Genomic DNA, 24,446 nt, shown 5'->3' on the forward strand with positions numbered 1-24,446 from the left:
GCTGTCAGCGACGTGCCAGTGCCTGTTCCTAGCATCCAACCGATCCCGTCCGAACCGGGACGTCCGGTTCGGGAGGAGAGAGAAGGGGAATTCTGTGACATCCGCGATCCAGGCTCATGGCCTGGCAAAACGCTTCGGTGAGACGGCCGCGCTCACCTCCGTGGACCTCGACGTCGAGGCAGGCAGCGTGCTCGGGCTACTCGGTCCCAACGGCGCGGGCAAGACCACGGCTGTCCGTATCCTCGCCACCCTTCTGCGGCCCGATGCCGGGCAGGCATTCATCCACGGCCACGACGTGGTCAGGTCGCCCGACCGGGTGCGCGAGATCATCGGTCTCACAGGCCAGTTCGCCGCCGTCGACGACAATCTGACCGGCGTCGAGAACCTGCTCTTCCTGGGCCGACTGCTCGGCAAGTCCCGCGCGGACTCCCGCAGTACGGCCCTGAACCTGCTCGGGCGGTTCGGGCTGTCCGACGCGGCCGACCGCCCTGCCAAGACGTACTCGGGCGGCATGCGCAGGCGCCTCGACCTCGCGGCATGCCTGGTCGGCGAGCCCAAGGTGATCTTCCTGGACGAACCGACCACAGGGCTGGACCCAAATGCCCGCGATCAGTTGTGGGAGATCATCCGCGGCGAGGTGCGGCGCGGGGTGACGGTGCTGCTGACCACGCAGTACCTGGAGGAGGCCGACCAGCTGGCCGACGACATCGTGGTCATCGACCACGGCTCCGTCGTGGCTCAAGGCACCCCACAGACGCTGAAGCGTGAGGTCGGCCGACCCACACTCCAGGTACGTCCACTGGACGGCGCCGAGTTGGAGCGCGTGGCTGCGCTGGTGACCGAGGTGATCGGCGAGCACACAATCGACGGCCGGCTGGTCAAGGCACGCGTACAGGACACGGCGACCCTGTCCACAGTCGTACGACGTCTCGACGACGCCGGGATCGAGGTCGCCGAACTCTCCATCAGGGAACCGAGTCTCGACGAGGTCTTCAAGCAGCTGACAGTGACGGGAGCACCGGTATGACGGCCATCGCCACCCCTCACGAGGCGCCGCCCGGGCGGCGCCGCGGCCCCGGGTTCGCCTTGCGGCAGAGTGCCACCGTGGCCTGGCGGCAGCTGGTGCAGATCAAGCACAGCCCGGAGACGCTGGTGGAGGTCGGCATCCAGCCCGTCATCTTCGTCTTCCTCTTCGCCTTCGTGCTCGCGGGCCAGATGGCCGGCTCACGCCACGCCTATCTGCAGTTCGTGGTCCCCGGGCTGATCGTGCAGAGCACCGTTCTTGTGACCGCGCGCACGGCGATCGGGATGAACGCGGATGTCACCAAGGGACTCTTCGACCGCTTCCGCAGTCTGCCGATCTCCCGCACGGCGCCGTTGGTCGGCCGGATCTTCGCGGACTACGTGATGCTGGTGTGGTCGGTGGTCCTGCTGCTGGCCTGCGGGATGCTCCTGAGCTTCCGGATAGAGACCAATTGGGGTCAGCTGATCCCGATGTTCCTGCTCCTCCTGGTGTTCTCCTTCGCTCTGTCCTGGGCCTCGGTGCTGGCCGGGCTGCTCGCCAAGGACCCGGAGAACGTACAGGCTCTCGCCTTCGGCCTGATGCTCCCGCTTACCTTCATCAGCGACGCCTTCGTCCGGGTGGAGACCATGCCGGGATGGCTCCAGGCGGTCGTCAAACTCAACCCTGTGTCCATGCTGGCCGATTCGATCCGCGGACTGCTGGTCGGCGGACCTGTAGCGGAGCCGGTGACGAAGACGCTGATCGCGTCGGCAGTCCTGCTGGTGGTCTTCGCCCCGCTGGCGCTACGCGCCTATCACCGCGAGCGGTAAGGGAGTTCACGTATGAGGGTGCTGATCGTCGCACTGGTGCCGAGCCATCTGATGGCGATGGTGCCGGTCGCCTGGGCCTTACGGGCTGCCGGGCACAAGATACTGGTCGCCGGTGGCACGCCCGTGGTGGAGCGGGCTGCGGCCGCCGGACTGTCGGGGGCCGCGGTGAGCGAGCCGCCTGGCAGACGAGTGCAGCGGTCGGCGGCTCCTTCTGGGCTGCCCGGCGCAGGCCCGGACTGGACGCTCCTCCAGGAGCGCTGGCGGCAGCGGGTCGACGGCGTCCTGGACGAGTACCTGGAGGTCGCCCGAGCGTGGCGGCCCGACCTGGTGCTGGTGGATCCGATCGAGTTCAGCGGTCTGATCGTGGCCACGGCGCTGCGCGTCCCGGCCGTGGTGCACCGCTGGGGGCCGGACCGCATCAGCTCGCAGTCGATTCCGCGGGCCGTCGAGGCACTCTCGGACGTGGCGGCCAGGCGCGGGATCGATGAAGGTCCCGCGCTGCCGTCGATGGTGCTCGACCCGTGTCCGCCGAGTCTGCAATGCCCCGACGCAGCGGCCTCCCAACCGATGAGGTTCGTTCCGTTCAACGGGGTTGGTTCGCCACCCGACTGGGCCACACGGCCGTGCGGGGACCGCCGCCTCTGCATCTCCTTCGGCGGGGAGACACCAATGCTGGCCCAGCCCGCCGTCTGGGACGCGCTGATCCGCGCACTCACCACCGTCCGGGACCTGGAGTCGGTTGTCACGGCCGTCCCGAAAGAGGCGGCCGCCCTGCCCGCCTCCGTACGTGCGCCGGGTGCGGTGCCACTGGACCTCTTCCTCGACGGCTGCGACGCTCTGCTGCACCACGGCGGCGCCGGAACGGCTCTGACCGGTCTCGCGTTCGGTGTCCCGCAAGTGATCCTCGCCCAGCCGAACCCCTCATGGGCGGCGGTCGGAGAGCGCATCATGGCGTGCGGCGCGGGTGTCGTGCTGGACTTGGACGCAGCCCTCCATGATGAGTCCCCAAGAAGCCTGAGCGCGACGGTGGAGGAGGTGCTCTCCAGCCCCCGCAACCGAGCCGCCGCCGAGTCCCTCGCCGACGAGATCCGCCGCATGCCGGCACCGAGCGCGATCGTCCCACTGCTCACCGAACTGGCAGCGGCGCCGGCGGTCCGCTGAGCCGTCGGCGGCCCGTGGCTCCTTCAGGCGACCGTCGGCCCGATCGATGGGCCCGGCACGACGCGGCCTCAGCGTACCGGCGGTGGTGCCAGCCGCCCGCTGAGGGCCGTGAACAAGCCGTCGATCTCGTCCGCGGGGACGGCCCGGGCGGCTCCGTACCGGTCGTCACCGAGAGCGAGCCGGGTCGCTCGGGCAACGCGGTGGACATCGGGGTCGGCGTCGAGTCGCTGACCGCGCACATCGGCTGCCGTATGCAGGAGGACCGCCGCGGTCTTGGGGTCCGCCTGGGCGAGGGCGATGTCCGCGGCCAGCACCAGGATGCGCGCCGTCAGCGGAGCGTCGTCCACCTGCCCCGCCAAGTCCCGTGCGGTCGTGCAGGCCTCCAGCGCGGCGGGCAGGCGGCCTTCGGCAACCGCCAGGTGGCCCCGGCTGGTGAGCACGGCGGGCCGGTAGCCGACGCCCCGGCCGTGTGCCACCACCTCGGCCAGGGCACGGTCGAGCAGTCGACGGGCCTCAGCCGTCCGGCCCTCGGCGCGGCGCAGGTCACCCAGCGCGAGATGAGTGACGCCGAGGACTTCGTCCAGGCCGAGCCGGGAGGCCTCCGCCGCGGCCTCGTCCAGAGAGGCCTCGGCCTCGTCGAGCCTCCCCGTCCTGGCGTGTTCGATCGCCAGGCGGACCATGAGCATGGGCCGGTCCTCCGCGACACCCAGCTCGGTGACCGCGCGCAGCGCCTCCTCGAGCGCACTCATAGCACCCACGTGGTCGCCCCGGGCGCTCTCGGACTCGGCCAGCGCCGAGAGCGTGTATGTCAGCCCGAGGCGGTCCCCGATGGTGCGGAACCCGTCAAGTGCGGCAAGGAGTTCATCGCGTGCCGGGTGCGGCTGCCCGGCGTTGGCGTGCATGCGGGCGCCGAGCATCCGGGCGAACGAGCTGATCCACGGATCGCTGTGCCCGCTGACCTCGCGCAGCAGTTCGCTGACCATCTCCGGGGACCCGGAGGCGAGCGAGCCCAGGATCTCGGCAGCCACGAGAACGGGGTGATCGGCGTCCGTAAGGTCCTGGATCAGAGCCAGCGCTTCGAAGAGATACCGGACGCCCTCCTCCTGGCCGAGCAGGGCTCCGTGCTGAAGCCCTCCGACGGCACACACGATCGCCCGCTCGACGGGCCGGTCCCCGCAGGGCAGGGCGAGCGCGCGGCGCGTCCATTCCGATGCCTCCGCGCGGCGTCCGCTCAGCAGCCAGAACCACTCCAACGAGGCAACCAGCCGCAGCGGCAGCTCCGGCGGCGCGGTGTTGAAGGACCAGCGCAGTGCTGTATAGAAGTCATCCAACAGGGCTGTCAGCACCGCGAGTTCGGCATCCTGGCCACTACGGCGCAGCCGCGGCTCGGCCGCCTCGGCGATCGCCAGGAGTGTCTCAGCGTGCCGCAGCCGCAGCCGGTCCTCATCACCCGCCGCGGCAAGCTGCTCGGCAGCGTAGACCCGTACGGTCTCGGGCATCCGATAGCCGAGGCGCCCGTCCGTCTCCTCGGTCTGCAGGATCGACTTGGCAACGAGCGAGGACAACAGCATGTCGAGATCGGCGGGGTCGACTCCGTGTCCGGCGCAGACGCGCTCGATCAACGGGAGGTCGACGCGGCCGGCGAAGGCCGCGAGTCGACGGGCCAGCGTCCGCTCGGCGTCGTCCAGCAGCTCCCAGCTCCAGTCCATCACGGCCCGCAGCGTGCGTCGGCGCCCGTCGGGAGAGCGTCCCTCGGGCCCCAGGAGCCGGAACCGGTCGTCGAGCCGGTCGCGGATCTGGGTGACCGAGAGGGACAGCAGCCGGGCCGCGGCGAGTTCGAGGCCCAGCGGCAGGCCGTCCAGGGCACGGCAGATCGCGACTACGGGCTCCATGGTGCGCTCGTCCAGCGCGAAGGTGGGGCGTACACCGATGGCACGGTCGACGAAGAGCCGCACTGCGGGACTGTCACGGGCATCGCCGGCGCGCTGCGGCAGGGCGAGGCCCGAAAGGTGGTGCAACCGCTCACCGTTGACGCCCAAGGGCTGTCGGCCGGTCGCGAGGATCCGCAGGCCAGGGCAGTGGGAGAGCAGGGTCCCGGCGGTCTCGGCGACCACGTCGACGAGGTGTTCGCAGTTGTCGAGGACGAGCAAGGTGCTTTCCCCAGCCAGCAGGCTGGTCACTCGGCGCAACACAGCCCCGTGGGCCTCCTCAAATCCCGGCGCCGACAGCAAGCCGCCCTCGCCCGCCCCCGTCGCATCCAGGATGGTGCGAGGCACGTTCACCGGGTCGGTGACGGCGGCGAGTTCGACCAGGCAGACACGGTCGGTGCCCCGCTCGTCGACACGGCGCGCGGACTCGACGGCCACGCGGGTCTTGCCGACGCCGCCGGGGCCGACCACGGTGACCAGCCGGGCGCGCTCGAGCAGCTTCTGAACCCGCTCTACGTCGGCTTGCCTGCCCACGAGTTCGGTGAGCGGCACGGGTAACCGCGATGCGCCCAAGGGCCGTTGAGGAGGTGGCACCCCCTCCCCGCGCAGAACGTCCAGGTACGCCTGGTGGAGTTCCGCCGAGGGATCGATGCCGTATGCCTCGGCGAGCTGGGCTCTTGCCTCTTCGTACACGGACAGGGCCTCGGTCTGGCGGCCGGCGGCCTGCAGAGCACGCATCAGCTGAACGCGCAATTTCTCGCGGAGCGGTTCCCGCGAGACCAGGCCCGCCAGTTCCGCGACGAGTGTCGTGCCACCGCCCGCTGCGAGGTCCGCCTCGATCCGGTCCTCCCGAGCCCGTCTGCGCAGCTCTTCGAGCCGCGTCGCGTGGGCGCGAACGACCCGGGTGGTGGTCAGCCCGGCCAGCGCCGGGCCGCGCCACAGCGCCAACGCGTCACGCAACAGGGCCGCGCGCCGCTCCGGCTCGCCCCGCGCCCCACCGACGGCCGAGAGGAGCGACTCGAAGCGGAGCGCGTCGACGTCGTCCCGCCGCATGACCAGCCGGTAACCGGTCGGGCTCGACTCGACGACAAGCCCTGGAAGGGCCCGCCGCAGTCGGGAGATCAAGGCCTGTAGCGCGTTGTCCGGGGCAGACGGCAGGTCGTCGTCCCACAATGCTTCGAGGAGGTCAGAGCGGGCCACCTCCCGGCCCGCGGCCAGCGCGAGGATCGCGACGAGCGTCTGCAGCCGGGCTCCGCGTACCTCGGCGGCAGCACCGTCCGCGGTCCGTATCCGCAGCGGTCCGAGGACGCTGATGACCCCACCGGCTGGCATGCGTTCATTGTGCCGCAGGAACCTCGCGCGAACCCCAACCGTTGATCAAATCCTGCGCGAAGAGGCATCTGACACATGAGGCCTCAGACGATGCCGAGTTCGGGCAGCGGGAAGACGAGCTTGCCGCCGCTCTCCCGGTACGCCTGCTCCCGCTCGACGAAGCCGTCGCGATAGATCCAGGGCAGCACGAGCAACTGGTCGGGGCGGCGGGACTTGGCCTCGGCCTCGGTCACGATGGGGATGCCGGTGCCGGGCGTGAAGCAGCCGTCCTTGGCCTTGTTGACCTCGCCTATGCACGGCAGGTCCTGTTCGGTGATCCCGCAGTACTGGAGGATCACGTTGCCCTTCGTGGAGGCGCCGTATCCGAGTGTCAGCCTGCCCGCCTCGCGGGAGGTGTCGAGGAAGTCCCGCAGCCCGTCGCGGTATTGGGCGGCCCGCCGCGCGAAGGCCTCGAAGGGGACCATGGTGTCCAGGCCGAGGGCGGCCTCCCGGGCGCGGATCGCGGCGATCCCGGCCTCGTCGACGCGGTGGCGCGTGTGCTTCTTGGCGAGGACGACGCAAAGGCTACCGCCGTACACCTCGTTCAGTTCCGCACGGATGACGGTGAGTCCGGCGCGTTCGGCCATCCACTCGATCTGACGCAGGGCGTAGTACTCAAGGTGTTCGTGGCACACGACGTCGTAGGCGGTGGCCTCGAGCATCGCCGGCATGTAGCTCTGCTCCAGCAGCCATACTCCGTCGTCGTCGAGGATGTCGTGGACGTCCCGCATGAACTCCAGAGGCCGCGGCAGGTCGTAGAACATGGCGATGGAGGTGACGACTTTGGCCTTGCGCGGGCCGAAGTGCCCGGTGAACACATCACGGGAGAAGAACTCCGGGATCAGCGTGACGTGTTCGGGGTAGTACTCGCGGAAGTTGTCGCCCGTCGGGTCGATGCCGACCAGGGTGGGCCCGTCGGCCGGGTAGGCGCGCAGCAGGGTGGAGTCGTTGCTGCCGATGTCCAGGACGAGGTCACCCGGGCCGGGGCCGACGAGCTCGGTGAGCAGGGCGGCCTTGCCGCCCAGATGCCGGATCATGAACTCGCCTAGCCCGGACCTGTATCCGTACCCCTCGCCGTACATCAGCCCGAAGTCGGCGGTGTGCCGCAGCTGAACGAGGCCGCAGCCCTCCGGGGAGCAGCGAACGAGTTCCAGGGGGACTGCGGGGACCACCTCGTCGCGGGTGCGCGGGAAGATGCCAGTGAGGGCCTGCGGGCCGAGGTCGAGTATCGGCAGCAAGGTGCGGTTGCCGCAGACGCGGCACTCTTTGATGGTCATCGCCTCTCCAGGTGGTGGATGATCTCGGCGGCCGCCACGGGCCCGTAGGCCTGCTCGATCCTCAGGTGCAGATCGGCGGCGGACAGCTTGTACTCCTGCGTGCCGACGGACTCGAGCACTACGGCCGCCAGGGCGCAGCCCAGACGGCCGGCCCGCGCGTGCGGCCATCCCCAGGCCGTGCCCGCGAGAAATCCGGCGCGGAATCCGTCTCCGGCCCCGGTGGGGTCCACGATCGCAGTCGCCGTGACGGCGGGGATCCGCAGCTCCGCCCGCCCCGCGCGGGAGACAACGACGCCGGCCCGGCCATGCGTGACGACCCAGTTGCCGACGCGTCCGAGGACCTGCGGGGTGTTCCAGCCAGTGCGTTCCTGGAGCAGGGCGGCCTCGTAGGCATTGGTGAACAGGAAGCGAGCTCCGTCGACCAGGCGCCGAGTCTCGGCCCGGTCCAGTCGGGCGAGTTGCTGCGAGGGATCGGCGGCGAAGTCGACTCCCAGCTCACGGCAGGCATCTGTGTGCCGGAGCATCGCCCCGGGGTCGTCGGGCCCGACCATCACCAAGCCGAGTCCGTGCGCTCGCCGGGCGATCGGAACCAGATCGATCTCCCCCGCCTCGGCCATCGCACCGGCGTAGAACGTGGCGATCTGGTTCTGGTCGGCGTCGGTCGTGCACACGAAGCGGGCGGTGTGCCGGGTCGCGCTCACCCGGATCGCGTCGGTGTCCACGCCATTGGCGCGCAGCCAGTCGCGGTAATCGGCGAAGTCGACGCCGGCCGCGCCCACCAGGACGGGATCGAGCCCCAACCGTCCGAGGCCCACGGCTATGTTCGCGGCGACTCCGCCGCGCCGGATCTCAAGTGTGTCTGCAAGGAACGACAGCGAGACCTTCTCGAAGTGCTCGCTCATGAGCTGGTCGACGAAACGGCCGGGAAAGGTCATCAGATGGTCGGTGGCAATCGATCCGGTCACGGCGATGCGCACAGGGATCTCCTTGAACCGTCGGGTGGCGAGCGCGGTCTCAGAGTCCGGCGGCCCGTCGCAGTGCGTCCACCCGGTCCGTCTTCTCCCAGGTGAACTCGGGCAGCTCACGGCCGAAGTGGCCGTACGCGGCGGTCTGCGCGTAGATCGGGCGGAGCAGGTCCAGGTCGCGGATGATCGCGGCCGGGCGGAGGTCGAAGACCTCGGTGATGGCCGTCTCGATCTTCTCGGCGTCGATCTTGGCGGTGCCGAAGGTCTCGACGAAGAGACCGACGGGCTCGGCCTTGCCGATCGCGTAGGCGACCTGGACCTCGCAGCGGGTGGCGAGGCCCGCGGCGACGACGTTCTTCGCGACCCAGCGCATGGCGTACGCGGCGGAACGGTCCACCTTGGACGGGTCCTTGCCCGAGAAGGCGCCGCCACCGTGGCGGGCCATGCCGCCGTACGTGTCGATGATGATCTTGCGGCCGGTGAGGCCGGCGTCGCCCATCGGGCCGCCGATCTCGAAGCGGCCGGTCGGGTTGACCAGCAGCCGGTAGCCCTCGGTCTCCAGCTTGATGCCGTCGTCCAGGAGGGCCTTCAGCTCCGGCTCGACCACGAACTCACGGATGTCGGGAGCCAGGAGGGAGTCCAGGTCGATGTCCGAGGCGTGCTGCGAGGAGACGACGACCGTGTCCAGACGGACCGCCTTGTCGCCGTCGTACTCGATGGTGACCTGGGTCTTGCCGTCCGGGCGCAGGTACGGGATCGTCCCGTTCTTGCGGACCTCGGAGAGGCGGCGCGACAGGCGGTGCGCGAGGTGGATCGGGAGCGGCATCAGCGCCGGCGTCTCGTCCGTCGCGTAACCGAACATCAGGCCCTGGTCGCCCGCACCCTGCTTGTCGAGCTCGTCCTCATCACCCTCGACACGCTTCTCGTACGCCGTGTCGACGCCCTGCGCGATGTCGGGCGACTGCGAGCCGATGGACACCGAAACGCCACAGGACGCGCCGTCGAAGCCCTTCTTCGAGGAGTCGTAACCGATCTCGAGGATCTTGTCGCGCACGAGCTGCGCGATCGGCGCGTACGCCTTGGTGGTGACCTCTCCGGCCACATGCACCAGGCCGGTGGTGATCAGCGTCTCCACGGCGACCCGGGAATGCGGGTCCTCGCGCAGAAGCGCGTCGAGAATGGTGTCACTGATCTGGTCAGCGATCTTGTCGGGGTGACCCTCGGTCACAGACTCCGAGGTGAACAGGCGGCGGGCCATGGCTCTCCTGGGCTGAACTCGGTCGTCGCTACGGACTCGGTGCGGCACGCCGAACGTATGCCCGCCGCCATGAACGGGCCTGGAGCACTGCTCGACTGTCGCTCGGCGCACACCTCGCGTCCCAGGTGGGCCGCAGTCAGCGGACCTCGAAGTTGCCCATCATCATCATGTCCTCGTGCTCCAGGTTGTGGCAGTGGAAGACGTACTTGCCGCGGTGGCCGTCGAACCGCGTGATGATCCGGGCCTGTTCCGAGGGCCGCAGGTCCAGGGTGTCCTTCCAGCCGTGGTCGAAGCGTCCTGGTTCCTTGGTACCGCGGCCCAGCACCTGGAAGTGCACCAGGTGCAGATGGATCGGATGGTGGAAGTCCGTGTAGAGGTTCCAGACCTCGATGTCGCCGAGCCGGGGCGCGGCGTGGACGTAGTCCACGGAGAACGGCTCGCCGTTGATGGTCCAGCCGCGGTGGTCGCCGATGGACTTGGACTGGAAGACCATGTCCCGTTCCCTGACGGCTCGTCCGGCATCCAGGGGCTCGATCACCGACAGCTCGGACGGCACGTGACTTTCGTCCCTGGCCTTGCGGGCGATGCGGAACTCCATCACCTGGCGTGTCGGTCCCTCACCGAAGTCGTTCACCAGCCGGACCTTCTGGCCCACGCGGTAGCGCGAGAAGTCCACGATGATCTCCTGGCGCTCCGCCGAGGCGAGATCGACGTACGGATGCGTGAGCGGCCGGGCGAGCAGGCCGCCGTCCGAGGCCACCTGGACCAGCGGCTCGTCCACGCCCTCCGGGGCCGGGTCGAGGCGCAGCCGGTAACGACGGGCGTTGGAGGCGTTGAGCAGCCTCAGCCGGTGGCGCACGGCGTCGACTTCCTTGTACGGCCAGGGAGTTCCGTTGACCAGGATCACATCCCCCAGAACGCCTGCCTCGTAGGGGGAAGTGACGCCAGGAGTGGCGCTCAGGTCCTCGTCGACGCTGGGGTAGCGCAGGCCGCCGTCCTCGTCGAAGGACCGGTCCATGATGACCAGGGGCAGGTCGCGGTCGCCATCCGGGAGCGGCAACGCCCGCTCCTCGTCGTCGGTGATCAGGTGCAGCCCGGCGAGGCCGCGCCACACGCTAGGCCCGGTGAAGTCCATCCGGTGGTCGTGGTACCAGAGGGTGGCAGCGCGCTGGTCGGTGTCGTACTCGTAGCTGCGCGTGCCCTGGCTGAGATCGCCGCCGCCGTGGTGGGCGCCCTTGTGGGCGCCGCTCGTCGGCAGGATCTGGTCGGTGGGATAGCCGTCGTGCTGGGGCGCATTCCTGCCGCCGTGCAGGTGGACGACGGTAGGCACGGGCAGTTCGTTGCGGTGGCGCACGATGGTTCTGCGGCCGCGCCGGGTGACGAGGGTCGGGCCGGGGAGGATGCCGTCGTATCCCCAGACGGGGGTGCGCAGGCCGTCGATGATCTCGGCGTTCGCCTGACGCTGGGTGATCTCGTAGGTGTCCGCGCCTCCCGTGGTGCTGGTCGGCTTCAGCACAGGAGGCACGGTAAGTGGCTTCTGGAAGGCCCTGGGCAGCGGGACATCACTGACCAGCAGGGTGCCGGTGGAGCTCGTGCCCCGGAAGCCGAAGGCGAGCACGCCGGCCCCGCCGACGGCCAGCGCGGCGGCGCTGGTGCCCAGGAGCAGGGAGCGCCGCGAGATGCGCCCGCTCATGAGGAGGACCCGGTGTCGGCGGGTTCGCCGGCTCGCCGCACCCGCAGCGCGACCACGACGGCGCCCGCGATCATCGCGACGCCGAGCGGGATGTGCAGGGACAGCAGCCGAGCGGCGCCCGCGCCGTTCTGCGCCTGGTTGGCGAGAAGGAGCGCGAGCGCCGACAGGAACGGCCACATCCTTCCCTTGCCGTGCCACCGCAGCAGGGCGGCCGCAACAATTGCGCAGAACAGGAGCGCGTCGGAGAGGGTCGCGCCGTACTGGTGCCATCGCAGCGCGTCATAGCTGCCCGACATGAACTGGCCGGCCAGGACCGCCTGCCCAAAATAGGCCAGGGCGACGGTGTACATCAGCACCGCGTACACACGCCCGTACGCCCGCCTCCTGCGAGTCCGCGCATCCATAGCCGGTGGCGCGGTCTTTCCGTCCGCCACTTCCGCACTCATGGCTGGAATTCCCCCATCCGTAGAGTCATTGAGATACACCGTAGACTGAACTGGAACTACGTCGTAGACACAATCACATCTCATGGCAAGAAGCGAAAAGAGAACTCACATGAGCAAGCACGGGTCGACTCGTGAACGACCGGGGGTCGGGCGCACCGGGACCGTCCTGGTTTCCCGCGCGCGACTGCACACGGAGCGGGTCGGGCGAGGGCCCGCGCTGGTACTGATTCCGGGCGGAGGTGGCGACGCCGGGATGTACGAGGACGTCGTGCCGCTGCTCTCCGAGCAGTTCACGGTGATCACCTTCGACCGGCGCGGCAACTCGCGCAGCCCACTCGCCGACCCGGCGGCACCCGTGGAGGTGGCCCGGCAGGCGGACGACGTGATCGCGATCCTGGACCACTACGGGATCGACCGGGCATACGTCTTCGGCAACAGCGGGGGCGCCATCATCGCGCTGGAACTGCTGGCGCGCCACGCCCGGCGGCTGCTCGGCGCGGTCGTCCACGAGCCACCACTCATACAGGTCCTGCCCGCCGACAGCCCGGAGCGAAAGGTCATCGAGGATATCGAGCGGCTCGGCCGGGAGAAGGGGCCACTACGGGCCTCGGCTGCTTTCGGCGCCATGACGCTGCCGCGGCCACCGCGGATGTTCGTGTCCGCGCGAGGGCAGGCGGTGATCGCCGTGGCCTCTCGCCTGTTGCTGGCCGCGGGCGTTCCCGTGCGCCGGGTGACCGGACGCCAGCCCGACACGATGACCCGCATCCTCGGTAATTCCGCCCTGCTCATCGAGCGGGAACTACCCGAGTTCTGCTTCGCCTATCAGCCCGACCTGGAGGCGCTGCGGGACGTCGGCATCCCCTGGTGCCTGGCCACAGGCCGGGACAGCGAGGGGCGCCCCTACCACCGCCCCGCTCACGTCCTGAGCGGCCTGCTCGGCGTAGCATGCGAGGAGTTCCCCGGCGGCCACACGGTCTACCAGCAGCTTCCGGAGGAATTCACCCTGCGGCTGACCACGATTCTGGACCCACTACCGTCATGACGACCCACAAGAGCACTGCGGGGGGCGAGCGGCAGTCCCCGTCTGCCAGACCGCCGCTGAACCGGGCGTACATCGCCGCAGCGGCACTGGCACTCATTGACGCCAATGGCCTCGGCAACTTCTCGATGCGCAAGCTCGGTTCGGGGCTCGGAGTCGACCCGATGGCGGTGTACCGCTACTTCAGGGACCAGGAGGAGCTCTTCGACGGTATCGCCGAGGCGCTCTTCGACGAGCTCGACGTGGACTCGCTGCCCTGGGACTCCACTTGGCGCGAGGTGACCGAGCAGTACTGCCGGCGGCTGCGGGACACCCTGCTCACCCATCCGCACGCCGTCTCGGTCTTCGCGACCCGTCCGGTGCGCTCCCGTGCGTCGATCGACACAGGGGTACGGATCATCGAGTTGCTCCAGGACGCGGGCTTCACCCCGGCGCACGCTCTGCAGATCGCACGCTGTCTACGGGAGTTCACCATCGGCCACGCGCTGAGTCTCGCGGTGGTGCAGCTCGGTGCACAGAGCCGGAGCAGGAAGCCGTCGTCCGACTCTTCCGCGTACAACATCCTCGCTCGGGCGGCAGATGACACGGAGATCGACGAGCACTTCGGGATCGGTCTCACGGCGATACTGGATGGCTTCGAGCGACTGACCTGACCGGCGCGGGGTGCCCCTATGGGTTTCGTCAACCCTCAGGGGTGGGTTGGGGGTCGCAGAAGGTGCCGTCGCGGAGCATCGCGAAGAGTACGTCGGTTCGGCGTCTTGCGAGGCAGAGAAGGGCTTGGGTGTGGTGTTTGCTCTGGCCGATCTTCTTGTCACAGTAGGTGCGGGAGCCGGGTCGGCCAGGGCCGAGGAAGAGGACAGGAAGAAGGCCCATTTGAGCTGCTTGTTTCCCCGCCGGGAGGGTTGCTCTCCGCGAATCGAGGAGCCCGAGCTTCGGATCGCTGGGGCGAGCCCGGAGCAGGCGGCGAGGTGGGCGGCGGCGGGGAAGCTGCTGCCGCCTCCGACGTCGATGAGGATCCTGGCTCCAGTCCTGACGTCGATGCCCGGCATCGACGTCAGGACCTTCGAAAGGGTGGGTCTCCAGCAGCTCCTCGATCCGGCCGGCCGGCAGTTTGCGCCGGCCGAGGTCGGCGGTCATTGAGGTGGCCAGGCTCAGGACGATCAGTACGGCCGCATCCGTTCCAGGGACGACAACGGTCTGCACGTCCAGGGCGGTGAAGATGTCTTCGACCAGCCGCTCGGCCGTCCGCGAGGCCTGCGGCCGCAGCAAGGCCACCAGCCGTCGGCGTCCGGCCTTGCGGAGCTGGGCCGGGGATCCGCATCGCTCCAGCAGGGTGAGCACGGCCGGGTGTTGGATGCGCGGGCCGAGGACGCGCATCCAAGTGCGGGAGGATCTGCGTGAGCAGGCGCGCAGCCGGTTGGAGACGCGGGTTGGTTCACCGGCCGGGCCGTCGTCGAAGCCGACGATCATCTCCAGCTCGGCGATGGTCTCGTCTTCGAGGTCGACTGAGCGGAGCGTGTGTGGCATGACGCGGACCGCGTCCGCGATGACGAAGGCGTCGTGCGCATCGGTCTTGGCCTCGCCGGGACAGAGGTCGGCGATGCGCCGCATCGTCAGCCCGGGCAGGTAGGCGACCCGACAGCCCATGTCCCTGGCCACCGCAAGCGGCAGGGCGATGGAGGCCGGCTGGTCGACCACCACGAGCACGGTCCCGTGCTCGGCCTGCAGCTTGCCGAAGACCTCGCGGAGCCTGGGTTCGCTGTTGGGCAGGCGTTTGTCGAAGGTCTTCTTCCCGGCCGGGGTGAGTGCGGCGGCGTGGTGTTCGCCCTTGCCGACGTCCAGGCCTAGGTAGACGTCGATGTCGCTGGTATCGATCACGTCGTGGTTCCTTCGGTGCTGTTCACCCCGCCCTGCCACGGCGCTGATCGCCGCATCCACATTACGAAGAGCCTCCCGACCTGCGAAGAAGCCGGTGGTCATGCCCGCAATCAGCAGTTTGTCAGTGCCTTCGGAGCTGGTGACACCACCCCCGGGACATGCACTCGACAAGGGGAGGTAGTCATGCCAACTCCGAAGGCCGGTAAACCCGTTGTGGGCATACGAAGACGGTAACGGGGGGCGGCGGTCGGCTACACACTGCAGGGTGGACCGGTCGTGCACGGCCCGTCCCGACCGCTGTCAACCGGTGAGTGGGCTACGGGAGTTTCCAGCGCCCCCGGCACCTTGCCGTCGACCCCGGCCGGCTTGGGAGCCGGCACGCGCTCGACGCTCACTCAGCCGACGCGCTCGACTCGGAGCCGAACTCGTCGATTTCACGGTCCAGTTCCCGGCGGCGGCAAGCGAGGCGGCGCGGGGGTGAGCGCAGGCGGCCGGTTCGGGTCTCCACCAGGTCCTGACGCTCCTCGCGCGGCACCCTGGAGCGTTGTCACCCGGCAGGGCACGTCACCTCAGCAGAGCGAGGAACTCCGTGCAGGGCCGTGCGCAGTCCCGGCAGACCTGAGCGCTGTCCTCGGCGCCGGGACTCCGGTCGAGGACCTGGGCGGTCTCCAGGCAGACGGCACGACACCACTCCACCTGGGCGCACATCCCGGCCTCGGCCTGCGTGGACTGCTCGGCCAGAGCGCGGCAGGTCGCGTCGCAGACCTCCGCACACAGGATGCCCTCGCGCCGCAACTCCTGCTGGTCGTCGGGGCCGCCGAGTTCGGCGAGGCGCGCGCAGGGCGCAGACCCGTGCGCACTCGCAGAAGTCATCTCATTTGGTGAGTCGGCGATAGCAGATGAGTGTGCAGGCGAGGAAGTGGTGGGCTTTGCGTTCGTAGCGGCGGTGCAGCCGGCGGCATCCGGCGAGCCAGGACATCGTGCGTTCTACGGTCCAGCGGTGGCGGCCCAGGCCGGCCGAGGATTCGATGCCCCTGCGCGCGATGCGGTGCCTGATGCCGCACCCGCGTAAGCATCGTCGCAGGTGGTCGTAGTCGTATCCCTTGTCGGCGTGGAGTTTTCCCGGTCTGCGCCGGCGGGGTCCACGCCGGGAGCGGATCGGCAGTATGCCCTTCACCAGCGCGATCAGCGCCCGGCCGTCGTGCAGGTTCACTGCTGAGACTCCGACGGACAAGGGCAGGCCGGTTCGTTCGGTGATCAGGTGGATCTTTGAACCGCACTTACTCCGGCCTACAGGATTCGGGCCCGTCAGCTCCCCTTTTTCAGAGCCTGCATGTTGACCGAGTCGATCGCGCACCGCGACCAGTCCAGCTCACCGCGGGATCCGAGCTCGTCGAGGACCAGGCGGTGGAACTTGGCCCACACCCTGGCCTTGGTCCACTCGGTGAAGCGTCGGGGCCGGACGGCCCGAACGATGCGGTCGACACCTGCTGCCACGTGCAGCCCGAGGTCGCCACGAAGACGATTGCGGGCGGCACTTCACGGTCTCCGTGCCGACGCCGGCCACCGCCCTGAGGCCGCAGCAGCCCCTCAGGCACTACCCGCTGAAACAGCTCCCACAACTCGTCCGGCACCAGCCGCTCAACGATCTTCGCCGCGGTAGCTTACTCAGCCAAATGAGATGACGTCTTAAGGGCCGGGAAGCGGCTGAGCGTGTCCAAGTTATTGACGTGGTCACGGCCACACTCTACGTCCGACCGGTTTACCGAACATCGTTCGACATATCGATCCTCCATAGCGGGTGCGTACCCCACCCCCAGAGAATCCACGCGCACTTGGGACACCGCTCGGCACGCCACGCCCAGGAGATCTCTATAAGCCGCAGACCCGCCCTCGACCACGCCCGCCGCGGAATCCATCCGCTCCTCGGAGTGGGCATGGTTCTCGCCCTGAGCGCCCCCTGACCGCAGGCACACGGTCGGCACGGGCCGCCGACTCCGCCTATGAGGTGGGCTACTTCACCGAGTCCCAGAAGGGCGTCGGCACCGACTGTCGAAGTCCACGGTCGGGCGAATCTGGCGAAGTTCCAGTTCAAACCGCATCTGACGGACACCTTCAAGCTGTCGACGGACCCGCTGTTCGTGGAAAAGGTCTACGACGTCGTGGGGCTGTACTTCAACCCGCCCGAGGGTGCGGTGGTCCTTTCCGTGGACGAGAAGTCGCAGATCCAGGCCCTGGACCAGTCCGCAGCCGGTGCTGCCGACAATGCCTGGCATGCCCGAGCGGCACACCCACGACTATGTCCGCAACGGGCTGACCACGCTGTTCGACGCGTTCGACGTCGCCGCCGGCGAGGTCATCAGTGCCCTGCACCGCCGGCACCGGGCGGCGGAGTTCAAGAAGTTCCTGATCCGGATCGACAGGGAGGTGCCGGCGCATCTGACAGGTCCACCTGATCTGCGACAACTACGGCAATCACAAGACACCCGCGATCAGGACGTGGCCGGCCAAGCACCCACGCATTCACCTGCACTTCACGCCGACCGGCTCCTCCTGGATCAACGAGGTCGAGCGGTGGTTCGGGTTCCTGGCCGACCAGATGATCCGGCGCGGCGCACGCAAGACGTCCAAGCCCTCGAAGCCGACATCCGCGCCTGTGTCAAGAACTGGAACGAGGACCCCAGGCCGTTCATCTGGATCAAGACCGCCGAGAAGATCCTCGAATCCCTGGCTCACTTCTGCCGACGTCTCTCCGGCGCAGGACACTAGCGCCGTACCCTCGGCATGCCCAGGCCGATCCACGAGATGATCTCGCGCTGGATCTCGTTATTGCCGCCGCCGAAGGTGAAGATCACAGCCGAGCGGTAGCCGCGTTCCAGTTCGCCGTGGAGTACGGCGCCCGCGGAGCCCTCCTTGAGGGCACCGGCGACGGCGACGACCTCCATGAGCCAGGCGTAGGCGTCCCGGCGGGCCTCGGAGCCGTACACCTTGACCGCGGAGGCGTCCTGCGGGGTGAGCGTGCCCTCCTGGACGGCGTTCACCATCTGCCAGTTGAGGAGTTTCATCGCGTCGAGCTTCGTGTGGGTCTGGGCGAGGCGGCGACGTACCCAGGGGAGGTCGACGACGCGGCGGCCGTCGGCGAGCTTGGTCTCCATGGCCCAGCGCTGGACGTCGTGCAGCGCACGGATGGCCATGGTGCCGTGCGCGGCGAGGGTGACCCGCTCGTGGTTGAGCTGGTTGGTGATCAGCCGCCAGCCCTTGTTCTCCTGGCCGACCCGGCGGGACGCGGGGACGCGGATGTTCTCGTAGTAGCTCGCGGTGGTGTCGTGCGAGGCGAGGGTGTTGATGATCGTGCAGGAGTAGCCGGGGTCGGACGTCGGCACGAGGAGCATGGTGATGCCCTTGTGCGGCGGAGCGTCGGGGTCGGTGCGGACGGCGAGCCAGACCCAGTCCGCGGTGTCGCCGTTGGTCGTCCAGATCTTCTGGCCGTCGACCGTGTAGTGGCCGGTGTCCTCGTCGCCCTCCCGAACTGCCTTGGTCTTTAGGGCAGCCAGGTCCGTGCCCGCGTCGGGCTCGCTGTAGCCGATCGCGAAGTCGAGCTCGCCAGAGAGGATCCTCGGCAGGAAGTACCCCTTCTGCTCGTCGGTACCGAACTGCATGATCGTCGGCCCGACCGTGTTGAGCGCCATCAGCGGCAGCGGTACGCCGGCCTGGGCGGCCTCGTCGAAGAAGATGAACTGTTCCATCGGGCTCAGACCGCGCCCGCCGTACTCCTTCGGCCAGCCCACACCGAGCCAGCCGTCGGAACCGAGCCTGCGGATGGTCTCGCGGTAGAAGCGCTTCTGCGCCGCCGGGTCGCCGTAGCGGGCGTACACGTCGTCGGGGACCAACTCGGCGAAGTAGGCGCGCAGTTCGGTGCGCAACCGCTGCTGCTCCGGCGTGTATTCGAGATGCACGGCGCCTCCTGGCTCCCACTGGCCCGCTCGTTCGGCCGCCCGGACCTGACGGCGCACACCGTAGAACGTGTTCCAGAAATTGGGAATGCCGGTGACGTACGCACCTGACGGACGCGGTCATGCGCACTCATACGAAGGGGCCCCGGGAACGCGCTCCAGGGGCCCTTCGGTGTGCGGCCGGTCAGCCGGTGGCCTGTCCGCATGCGAACGGATCAGCGTCTGAACGGGTCAGTGCGCGACGGGAGTTGCCCGCCCTTCGGCCGCCTTGTCGTCCTCGGCCCGGGCAGGCTTCGGAGCCAGCACGCGCTCCGCGAGCAGCCCGAAGACCAGCCCGTACGCGGTCCACAGGGTCACCTGGATGGCCAGGGTCGCCAGTCGGTACTGCCACAGCAGGGTCGCCGGGAAGCCTTCCGGCGCCTCGTTGAAGGACGGCAGGAACGCGTATGCCAGGCCGACGGCCAGGACGAAGAACCCGCCTGCCGCGAGCGTGGCGTTCCAGTTGCCCAGGCGCGGTGCGAGGCGCTTGCCGAGGATCACCGCGGCGACGGCCAGCAGCACGCTGAGCACGATCATCAGGAGGAACAGCGCGGTGCGCTGGTTGAGGGTGTCGGGGTCGCCGACGGCGGGCGGGTTCGCCGGGTACTTGAGGAACGGCACCAGGTAGACCGCGACCAGACCGGCGCCCGCCAGCAGCAGCGCGCTCGCGCGCGGCCCGAAGCGGCCGATCCTGCCGAGCGCGAAGCAGTACGCGAGAGCGGCGATGCCGCCGAACGCGCCCCCGTAGACGAGGACACCGGTGGACAGACCGCCGGTGGACTGCATGGCACGGGTGACGAGTTCCTCGCCGCCGTGCTCGTGGGCGTGGGCTTCCTCGAACGCGATGGCCTCGTCCACACGAGGTTCGCCGAGGAAGTAGGCGACGACCAGGGCGAGCACGCCCGCGGCAAGACCCGCGAGCATGCCGCGCACCAGGAGATTTCTGACGGTGACGGAGTTCATTGGGTTGTTGTCCTGTCGGTTCTCTGTCGCCGTCAGTGGCAGGGGAAGCCGAGCAGGTGGCGGGCGTCGTGCACCCACTCGTGCACGCCTTCGCCCGAGACCAGGGAGGTGGCGCCCTGTTCGGCGCCGACGAAGTAGAGCAGCACCAGCATCAGGATGCCGAGGAAGACCGCCCAGGGAGCGATCGCGCCGATCGGCAACTTTGCGGGTACGTCGGGGGTGGTTACGGTCGGCTGAGCGACGGCGGACTGCGCCATGGCAGGACCTCCTGGGGGAACTCGCGTCCCATCTCGGTGGTGCACAGGACGACGGCCACGGGTCTGACTTGCTCGACCTCCGCCTCCCCTGGTGGGAGGCGGTTGTGCGGGGCTTACAGTGGCGCGACCGTGCCGGATTCTCACCGGCTTCCGTCGTACCGTCGTCAATATCGTCGAGAAGGTACCGCGAAGCGGAGGCGCGGCCAAGGGCGCACGGAATGCCGGGGGCGCGCCGGTGCCCTGGTCACGCCCCCAATTCCCAGTACGGACAGGGGTGTTGAGCACGTGTGGAACACGAGGACGGGCCGATGACCAGCCGAGTGATGTTGATCTCACCAGCGATGAGCGCGGCGTTGCGGGAGGCGCGTTTCGACGACGGATGTCCCATCGACCCGGCCGGGCTGCGGCTCGCCGAGGCGGCCGCGGGCTCACTGCCGGCCGCCGACCAGGTCCTGGTCTCGCCCACCGTTCGCTGCCGGGAGACGGCGGCGGCCCTCGGGCTCGACACCCTCGCCGTCACCGAGCCGCCGGAGCTGGCCGGCCTGGACGTGGGCCGCTGGCGCGGGGCGACACTCGCCGAGGTGAGCGCCGGCGAACCGGAGGCCGTGGGCCGCTGGCTGGCTGACCCGTCGTCCGCACCGCACGGCGGAGAGTCGGTGACCGCGCTGTGCGAGCGCGTCGCGAAGTGGCTCGAGACGGTGGTGGATCCCAGTTCCGGGGCTTCAGGGTCCGGCTCAGCCTCGGCTTCGGCTTCGGCTTCGGCTTCCGCTTCGGCTTCGGGATCGGGTCCAGGACCAGGCTCCGTCCGGATCATCGCCGTCGTCGAGCCGGAGATCGTACGGGCCGGGGTGGTGCGAGCACTCGGGGCCCCGGAGTCGGCGTTCTGGCGTGTCGACGTGCCGCCGTTGGTCGCGACGGAACTCAGCGGGCGGGCTGGGCGCTGGAACGTACGGGTCGGGCGGACGCTCGGGGAGTGAGGCGACAACGGGCGCCCGTCTGAACGGTTCTTCGGGACGCGGCACTTCGGAGCGTGGCGTTCCTCGGGACACGGCGTTCGGACACGCCGCCCTGACACTTCACCTCCGCGTGGGGGCCCACCACACGGGACCCACCACACGGAGCTTCACCTCAGCAGGGCGAGAAACTCCGTGCAGGCGCGTGCGCAGTCGCGGCAGGCCTCGGCGCCCTTCTCGGCGCCGGGACTCCGGTCGAAGACCTGGGCGGTCTCCAGGCAGACGGCACGACACCACTCGACCTGGGCGCGCATCCCGGCCTCGGCCTGCGTGGTCTGCTCGGCCAGGGCGCGGCAGGTGGCGTCGCAGACCTCCGCGCAGAGGATGCCCTTGCGCCGCAACTCCTGCTGGTCGTCGGGGCCGTCGAGTTCGGCGAGGCTCGCGCGCAGGGCGCACACCCTTGCGCACTCGGTACAGGCCTGCGCGCAGGCGAACCGGTCCTCGAGGAAACGAACGAGTTCCTGTTGCTCTGTTAGTGACACGCGGTTCGGGTAGCCGGGCATCGCCACGCCAAACCCGTCCGCGAACCGGACCGCGGAGCCAACAGTGGCCGAGCGTGTCGAAGTTATTGACGTGGTCACGGCCGCACTCTACGTTCTGACCGGTTTACCGAACTGCGTTCGGTATATCGATCAGTTCGTGGCGGGTGTGCACCCCGGCAACCAACCGACGACCAACCCGGTATGTGCGGCCACTGACCCGCGACAGCCTTCGGACCGGCAGACAGGGAGGCCTCGTGCGCATCGCGGGCATGCTCGCCGCCAACCAGTCCGTCACGGACGCACGGCCCGCGGCACTCGGCTCCGGCACCGGCTCCGGCTTCGGCTCCGGCATCACGTCCACGGGCAACTCCTGGGGTCCGGACGGCACTTGGCGCGACTCGTCGGTCGTGAGCACGAACACGGACGCCAACACAGGACCGCGTTCGTCCGACGGCACCCTGCCGCCCGCCCGGGACCTGCTCGCCCCGAGGAACGGCGCGGCCGCCGGAGCCCGCTTCTGAACCACCCCCGTGGGCCCCGGGACGGACGACCCCGGGGCCCACGGGACTGGCACAACCAGCAGCACCAGCAGCACCAGCAGCACCAGTCCGAACGAGGAGAGCCGCAGATGATCACGCCAGAAAACCCCTACAGACCCGTCACCTCCGCCGACGCGACCGGCGCGCCCCGCCCCTTCGCGCCCTCCCGCCGGAGCCTGTTGCGGGCGATGGCCGCCCTGCCGGTCTCGGCGATCGTCGTGGGCGGGCTGCCCGGCCTGCTCGGCACGGCCTCAGCGGCGGCGCCGCCCCGCGGATCGGCCACCCGCTACACCATCGTGCCGTTCCTCAACAGCAACGACGGCACGGTGAACGTCTACCAGTCCGACGACGCGACGGACTTCCGGCTCCTCAAGGCGTCCGCGTACACGCCACCCGCGGGCCGCATCCGCGACGCCAGCGTCTTCAAGCACACCGACGGCTACTACTACATCACCTACACCACGCACACCTGGCAGGACACCAGCACCACCATCGGCTTCGCCCGCAGCTCGGACCGCAGCAACTGGACCTTCCTGTACGACTACACCGTGCCCATCGCGAACCTGTCGCGCGCCTGGGCTCCCGAGTGGTTCGTCGACAGCGACGGCAGCGTCAACATCATCGTGTCCTGTTCGGTGACCAGCAACGAGTGGATCTTCACCCCGTATCTGCTCAAGGCCACCAACTCCGCGCTCACCGCCTGGACTTCACCCGTGGCGCTGTCCGGCATCGGCGCCAACCACATCGACACCTTCATCGTGAAGATCGGCTCGACCTACCACGCCTTCACGAAGAACGAGACGTCCAAGTACATCGAGTACGCCACCAGCACCGCGCTCGCCGGCCCGTACACGATCAGCAGGACCGGGAACTGGGCGGGCTGGGGCGGCACTCGGGAGGGCGCCGCGCTGACACAGCTCGACAACGGCGCGTGGCGGATCTTCTTCGACGGATACGGCGACGGCAGCTACTACTACAGCGACAGCTACGACACCTTCGCCACCTGGAGCGCGCCGAAGGCACTGCCGGCCATCTCAGGGACGGCACGCCACTTCACGGTGCTCAAGGAGACGGTGTCCGGCGGCGTGACCCTGCCGACGGGCGTCACCCGCTACCTCCGGTCGGGCAACTTCACCACCCGCTACTGGCAGGAGCAGTCCGCCCTGCTCAACCTGCCCGTGCTGACCAGTTCCAGCACGACCGCGGAGAAGCAGGCGTCCACGTTCACGATCGTGGCGGGCCTCGCCGACGCGAACGGCTACTCGTTCCGCGACGTGGCCGGCAACTACCTGCGGCACTGGGACTTCCGGGCCCGCTTCGACGCCAACGACAGCTCGTCGACGTTCGCCAGGGACGCCACCTTCATCGCCCGCACCGGCAGCGCAGTACGCCTGGAGTCGTACAACTACCCCGGCTACTACCTGCGCCACTACAACTACCAACTCCGCGTCGACCCGTCGAACGGCACGGACCTGTTCCGCCAGGACAGCTCGTTCGTGGCGGTGACGCCCTTCTGACGTGTTCGGAGACTCCGCCACAAAGGGTCCCGTTCACCTCGCGGGCCCCTTCGAAGGCTGCCGCTGCCGGGCAGTGGCAGCGGCAGCCTTCGAAGGGGGATTCATGTCCCCGACCGGGCAACGTTCCCGGTCACGGCACTAGCCGATGTTGAAATCGAGATTGGTCACGTACCAGGCGTCGTCGATCTTGGTGGACTCCATGTTGACGTCCAGCTGCCCTTCCTCCACGCCGGTCGAGTGGGACAGGATGATCTTGTCGAGGGTCTTCCCTTCGACCGTGACCTTCTCTGCGGGGACCACTGCCTTGTCACCGGTGGGCTGGACGGTGGCGACCTCCACCTTCGGGTTGTCCGTGGGCGGCTTGGGCATGAACGACGTACGCATCTCTCCGAGGTTGTCCTGCATCTGCCGGACCTCGGGATCGTCGCTGTCGCACCTCTCGGCGGTGCCGGCCCGGGCGGGCGCCGAATCGGTGGCCGACTCCCCCATCAGCAGGCACGCCTGCTTCGGCTCGCCCTTGATGACCGCGGTGACCCACGCGGCGACCGCACCTTCGGCTGTGGACTGGCCGCCTGCCGAGGGCTGCGCCGACGAACCGTCCTTCTGCTTCCCCTTGTTCGCGTTCTCCGCGTCGGCCGCGGACGAGCTGCGCGCGGTCGGCTCCTTGTCCGCGGCGGGGTCCGAATCGCCGGAGCACCCCGTGACACCGGCGAGCGTCACCGCCAGCGCGCCTCCGGCGATCCAGCCGACGGTCCTTTTCCTGTGGCTCACTAACACCGTTCCGGCAGTCCTTTCCCTGGACACACATGTGCCTTGTCGGCACCTCAAGGCGTC

The 24,446-nt window shown here is 69.1% G+C and carries 20 protein-coding genes, 3 pseudogenes and 1 riboswitch; of the genes and pseudogenes, 9 read left to right on the top strand and 14 right to left on the bottom strand.

The window, feature by feature from the left end; translation table 11 throughout:
- Positions 1 to 94 precede the first annotated feature (94 nt).
- Genes ACIBEI_RS19080 through ACIBEI_RS19090 form a run of 3 tightly spaced genes read left to right on the top strand, consistent with a single transcriptional unit; the run spans position 95 to position 2,994 of the window.
- Entirely contained in the window at positions 95 to 1,027 is a 933-nt protein-coding gene (locus tag ACIBEI_RS19080; protein WP_398890176.1) for an ATP-binding cassette domain-containing protein, read from the top strand.
- Entirely contained in the window at positions 1,024 to 1,833 is an 810-nt protein-coding gene (locus ACIBEI_RS19085) for an ABC transporter permease (protein WP_398890178.1), read from the top strand. The genes ACIBEI_RS19080 and ACIBEI_RS19085 overlap by 4 nt, the downstream gene beginning before the upstream one ends.
- A 12-nt stretch (positions 1,834 to 1,845) precedes the next feature.
- The gene (locus ACIBEI_RS19090) at positions 1,846 to 2,994 is read left to right on the top strand and encodes a nucleotide disphospho-sugar-binding domain-containing protein (protein WP_398890180.1); all 1,149 of its coding nucleotides are present in this window, start codon (positions 1,846 to 1,848) and stop codon (positions 2,992 to 2,994) included.
- Positions 2,995 to 3,062: 68 nt separating this feature from the next.
- On the opposite strand, the gene ACIBEI_RS19095 is transcribed toward ACIBEI_RS19090, so the two are convergent.
- From ACIBEI_RS19095 to ACIBEI_RS19120, 6 genes are all read right to left on the bottom strand, one after another.
- Positions 3,063 to 6,254 (bottom strand): BTAD domain-containing putative transcriptional regulator, encoded by a 3,192-nt coding sequence (locus ACIBEI_RS19095; RefSeq protein ID WP_398890182.1) that lies wholly within the window; start codon positions 6,252 to 6,254, stop codon positions 3,063 to 3,065.
- An 83-nt stretch (positions 6,255 to 6,337) separates the two neighbouring features.
- Positions 6,338 to 7,570 (bottom strand): class I SAM-dependent methyltransferase, encoded by a 1,233-nt coding sequence (locus tag ACIBEI_RS19100; protein WP_398890184.1) that lies wholly within the window; start codon positions 7,568 to 7,570, stop codon positions 6,338 to 6,340.
- Positions 7,567 to 8,547 (bottom strand): carbohydrate kinase family protein, encoded by a 981-nt coding sequence (locus ACIBEI_RS19105; protein WP_398890186.1) that lies wholly within the window; start codon positions 8,545 to 8,547, stop codon positions 7,567 to 7,569. Before ACIBEI_RS19105 ends, ACIBEI_RS19100 begins: the two co-directional genes overlap by 4 nt.
- 37 nt (positions 8,548 to 8,584) lie before the next feature.
- The gene (gene metK, locus ACIBEI_RS19110; RefSeq protein WP_398890188.1) at positions 8,585 to 9,793 is read right to left on the bottom strand and encodes a methionine adenosyltransferase; all 1,209 of its coding nucleotides are present in this window, start codon (positions 9,791 to 9,793) and stop codon (positions 8,585 to 8,587) included.
- 136 nt (positions 9,794 to 9,929) lie between these two features.
- Positions 9,930 to 11,486: a multicopper oxidase family protein gene (locus ACIBEI_RS19115; protein WP_398890190.1), complete on the bottom strand. Its 1,557-nt coding sequence runs from the start codon at positions 11,484 to 11,486 to the stop codon at positions 9,930 to 9,932.
- Positions 11,483 to 11,932 carry a hypothetical protein gene (locus ACIBEI_RS19120; RefSeq protein WP_398890192.1) on the bottom strand — a complete coding sequence of 150 codons (450 nt, stop codon included), beginning with the start codon at positions 11,930 to 11,932 and terminating at the stop codon, positions 11,483 to 11,485. Before ACIBEI_RS19120 ends, ACIBEI_RS19115 begins: the two co-directional genes overlap by 4 nt.
- Positions 11,933 to 12,041: 109 nt before the next feature.
- Between ACIBEI_RS19120 and ACIBEI_RS19125 the strand changes: the two genes are divergently transcribed.
- Positions 12,042 to 12,974 carry an alpha/beta fold hydrolase gene (locus ACIBEI_RS19125; RefSeq protein ID WP_398890194.1) on the top strand — a complete coding sequence of 311 codons (933 nt, stop codon included), beginning with the start codon at positions 12,042 to 12,044 and terminating at the stop codon, positions 12,972 to 12,974.
- Positions 12,971 to 13,624: a TetR/AcrR family transcriptional regulator gene (locus ACIBEI_RS19130; RefSeq protein ID WP_398890196.1), complete on the top strand. Its 654-nt coding sequence runs from the start codon at positions 12,971 to 12,973 to the stop codon at positions 13,622 to 13,624. Before ACIBEI_RS19125 ends, ACIBEI_RS19130 begins: the two co-directional genes overlap by 4 nt.
- A gap of 28 nt (positions 13,625 to 13,652) precedes the next feature.
- On the opposite strand, the pseudogene ACIBEI_RS19135 reads toward ACIBEI_RS19130, so the two are convergent.
- The 3 genes and pseudogenes from ACIBEI_RS19135 to ACIBEI_RS19145 all read right to left on the bottom strand — a co-directional run bounded on the left by ACIBEI_RS19135 (position 13,653) and on the right by ACIBEI_RS19145 (position 16,498).
- Positions 13,653 to 14,849 (bottom strand): annotated as a pseudogene (locus ACIBEI_RS19135) (IS110 family transposase).
- A gap of 564 nt (positions 14,850 to 15,413) precedes the next feature.
- A complete protein-coding gene (locus tag ACIBEI_RS19140; RefSeq protein WP_398890198.1) occupies positions 15,414 to 15,722 on the bottom strand; it encodes a hypothetical protein in 309 nt (102 codons plus the stop codon).
- Position 15,723: 1 nt separating this feature from the next.
- A pseudogene (locus ACIBEI_RS19145) lies at positions 15,724 to 16,498 on the bottom strand (IS5 family transposase).
- A gap of 400 nt (positions 16,499 to 16,898) precedes the next feature.
- On the opposite strand from ACIBEI_RS19145, the pseudogene ACIBEI_RS19150 reads away from it, so the two are divergent.
- Positions 16,899 to 17,618 (top strand): annotated as a pseudogene (locus ACIBEI_RS19150) (IS630 family transposase); the annotation flags it as partial.
- Here ACIBEI_RS19150 and ACIBEI_RS19155 read toward each other — a convergent pair.
- The 3 genes from ACIBEI_RS19155 to ACIBEI_RS19165 form a co-directional block, all read right to left on the bottom strand.
- Positions 17,615 to 18,805: an acyl-CoA dehydrogenase family protein gene (locus ACIBEI_RS19155; RefSeq protein WP_398890200.1), complete on the bottom strand. Its 1,191-nt coding sequence runs from the start codon at positions 18,803 to 18,805 to the stop codon at positions 17,615 to 17,617. The pseudogene ACIBEI_RS19150 and the gene ACIBEI_RS19155 sit on opposite strands and share 4 nt — an antisense overlap.
- 228 nt (positions 18,806 to 19,033) lie before the next feature.
- Positions 19,034 to 19,804 carry a CbtA family protein gene (locus tag ACIBEI_RS19160; protein WP_398890202.1) on the bottom strand — a complete coding sequence of 257 codons (771 nt, stop codon included), beginning with the start codon at positions 19,802 to 19,804 and terminating at the stop codon, positions 19,034 to 19,036.
- A 32-nt stretch (positions 19,805 to 19,836) separates the two neighbouring features.
- Positions 19,837 to 20,061, bottom strand: coding sequence for a CbtB-domain containing protein (locus ACIBEI_RS19165; protein ID WP_055611616.1), 225 nt, complete (start codon positions 20,059 to 20,061; stop codon positions 19,837 to 19,839).
- A gap of 35 nt (positions 20,062 to 20,096) precedes the next feature.
- Positions 20,097 to 20,239: riboswitch (cobalamin riboswitch) on the bottom strand.
- Positions 20,240 to 20,369: 130 nt separating this feature from the next.
- On the opposite strand from ACIBEI_RS19165, the gene ACIBEI_RS19170 reads away from it, so the two are divergent.
- On the top strand, positions 20,370 to 21,038 hold the full coding sequence (locus ACIBEI_RS19170) for a histidine phosphatase family protein (protein WP_398890204.1): 669 nt from the start codon (positions 20,370 to 20,372) through the stop codon (positions 21,036 to 21,038).
- Between the two features lie 146 nt (positions 21,039 to 21,184).
- On the opposite strand, the gene ACIBEI_RS19175 is transcribed toward ACIBEI_RS19170, so the two are convergent.
- A complete protein-coding gene (locus ACIBEI_RS19175; protein ID WP_398890280.1) occupies positions 21,185 to 21,577 on the bottom strand; it encodes a four-helix bundle copper-binding protein in 393 nt (130 codons plus the stop codon).
- 233 nt (positions 21,578 to 21,810) lie between these two features.
- Here ACIBEI_RS19175 and ACIBEI_RS19180 point away from each other — a divergent pair, with 233 nt between their 5' ends.
- Positions 21,811 to 22,077, top strand: a complete 267-nt coding sequence (locus ACIBEI_RS19180; protein ID WP_398890206.1) for a hypothetical protein — start codon at positions 21,811 to 21,813, stop codon at positions 22,075 to 22,077.
- Between the two features lie 206 nt (positions 22,078 to 22,283).
- Positions 22,284 to 23,612, top strand: coding sequence for a glycoside hydrolase family 43 protein (locus ACIBEI_RS19185; protein WP_398890282.1), 1,329 nt, complete (start codon positions 22,284 to 22,286; stop codon positions 23,610 to 23,612).
- A 138-nt stretch (positions 23,613 to 23,750) separates the two neighbouring features.
- Here the strand turns inward: ACIBEI_RS19185 and ACIBEI_RS19190 are convergent, their stop codons facing one another.
- Entirely contained in the window at positions 23,751 to 24,383 is a 633-nt protein-coding gene (locus ACIBEI_RS19190; protein WP_398890208.1) for a hypothetical protein, read from the bottom strand.
- Positions 24,384 to 24,446 lie beyond the last annotated feature (63 nt).

Source organism: Streptomyces sp. NPDC050988 (assembly GCF_044456225.1).
In the GTDB taxonomy this organism is placed as follows: Bacteria; Actinomycetota; Actinomycetes; order Streptomycetales; family Streptomycetaceae; genus Streptomyces.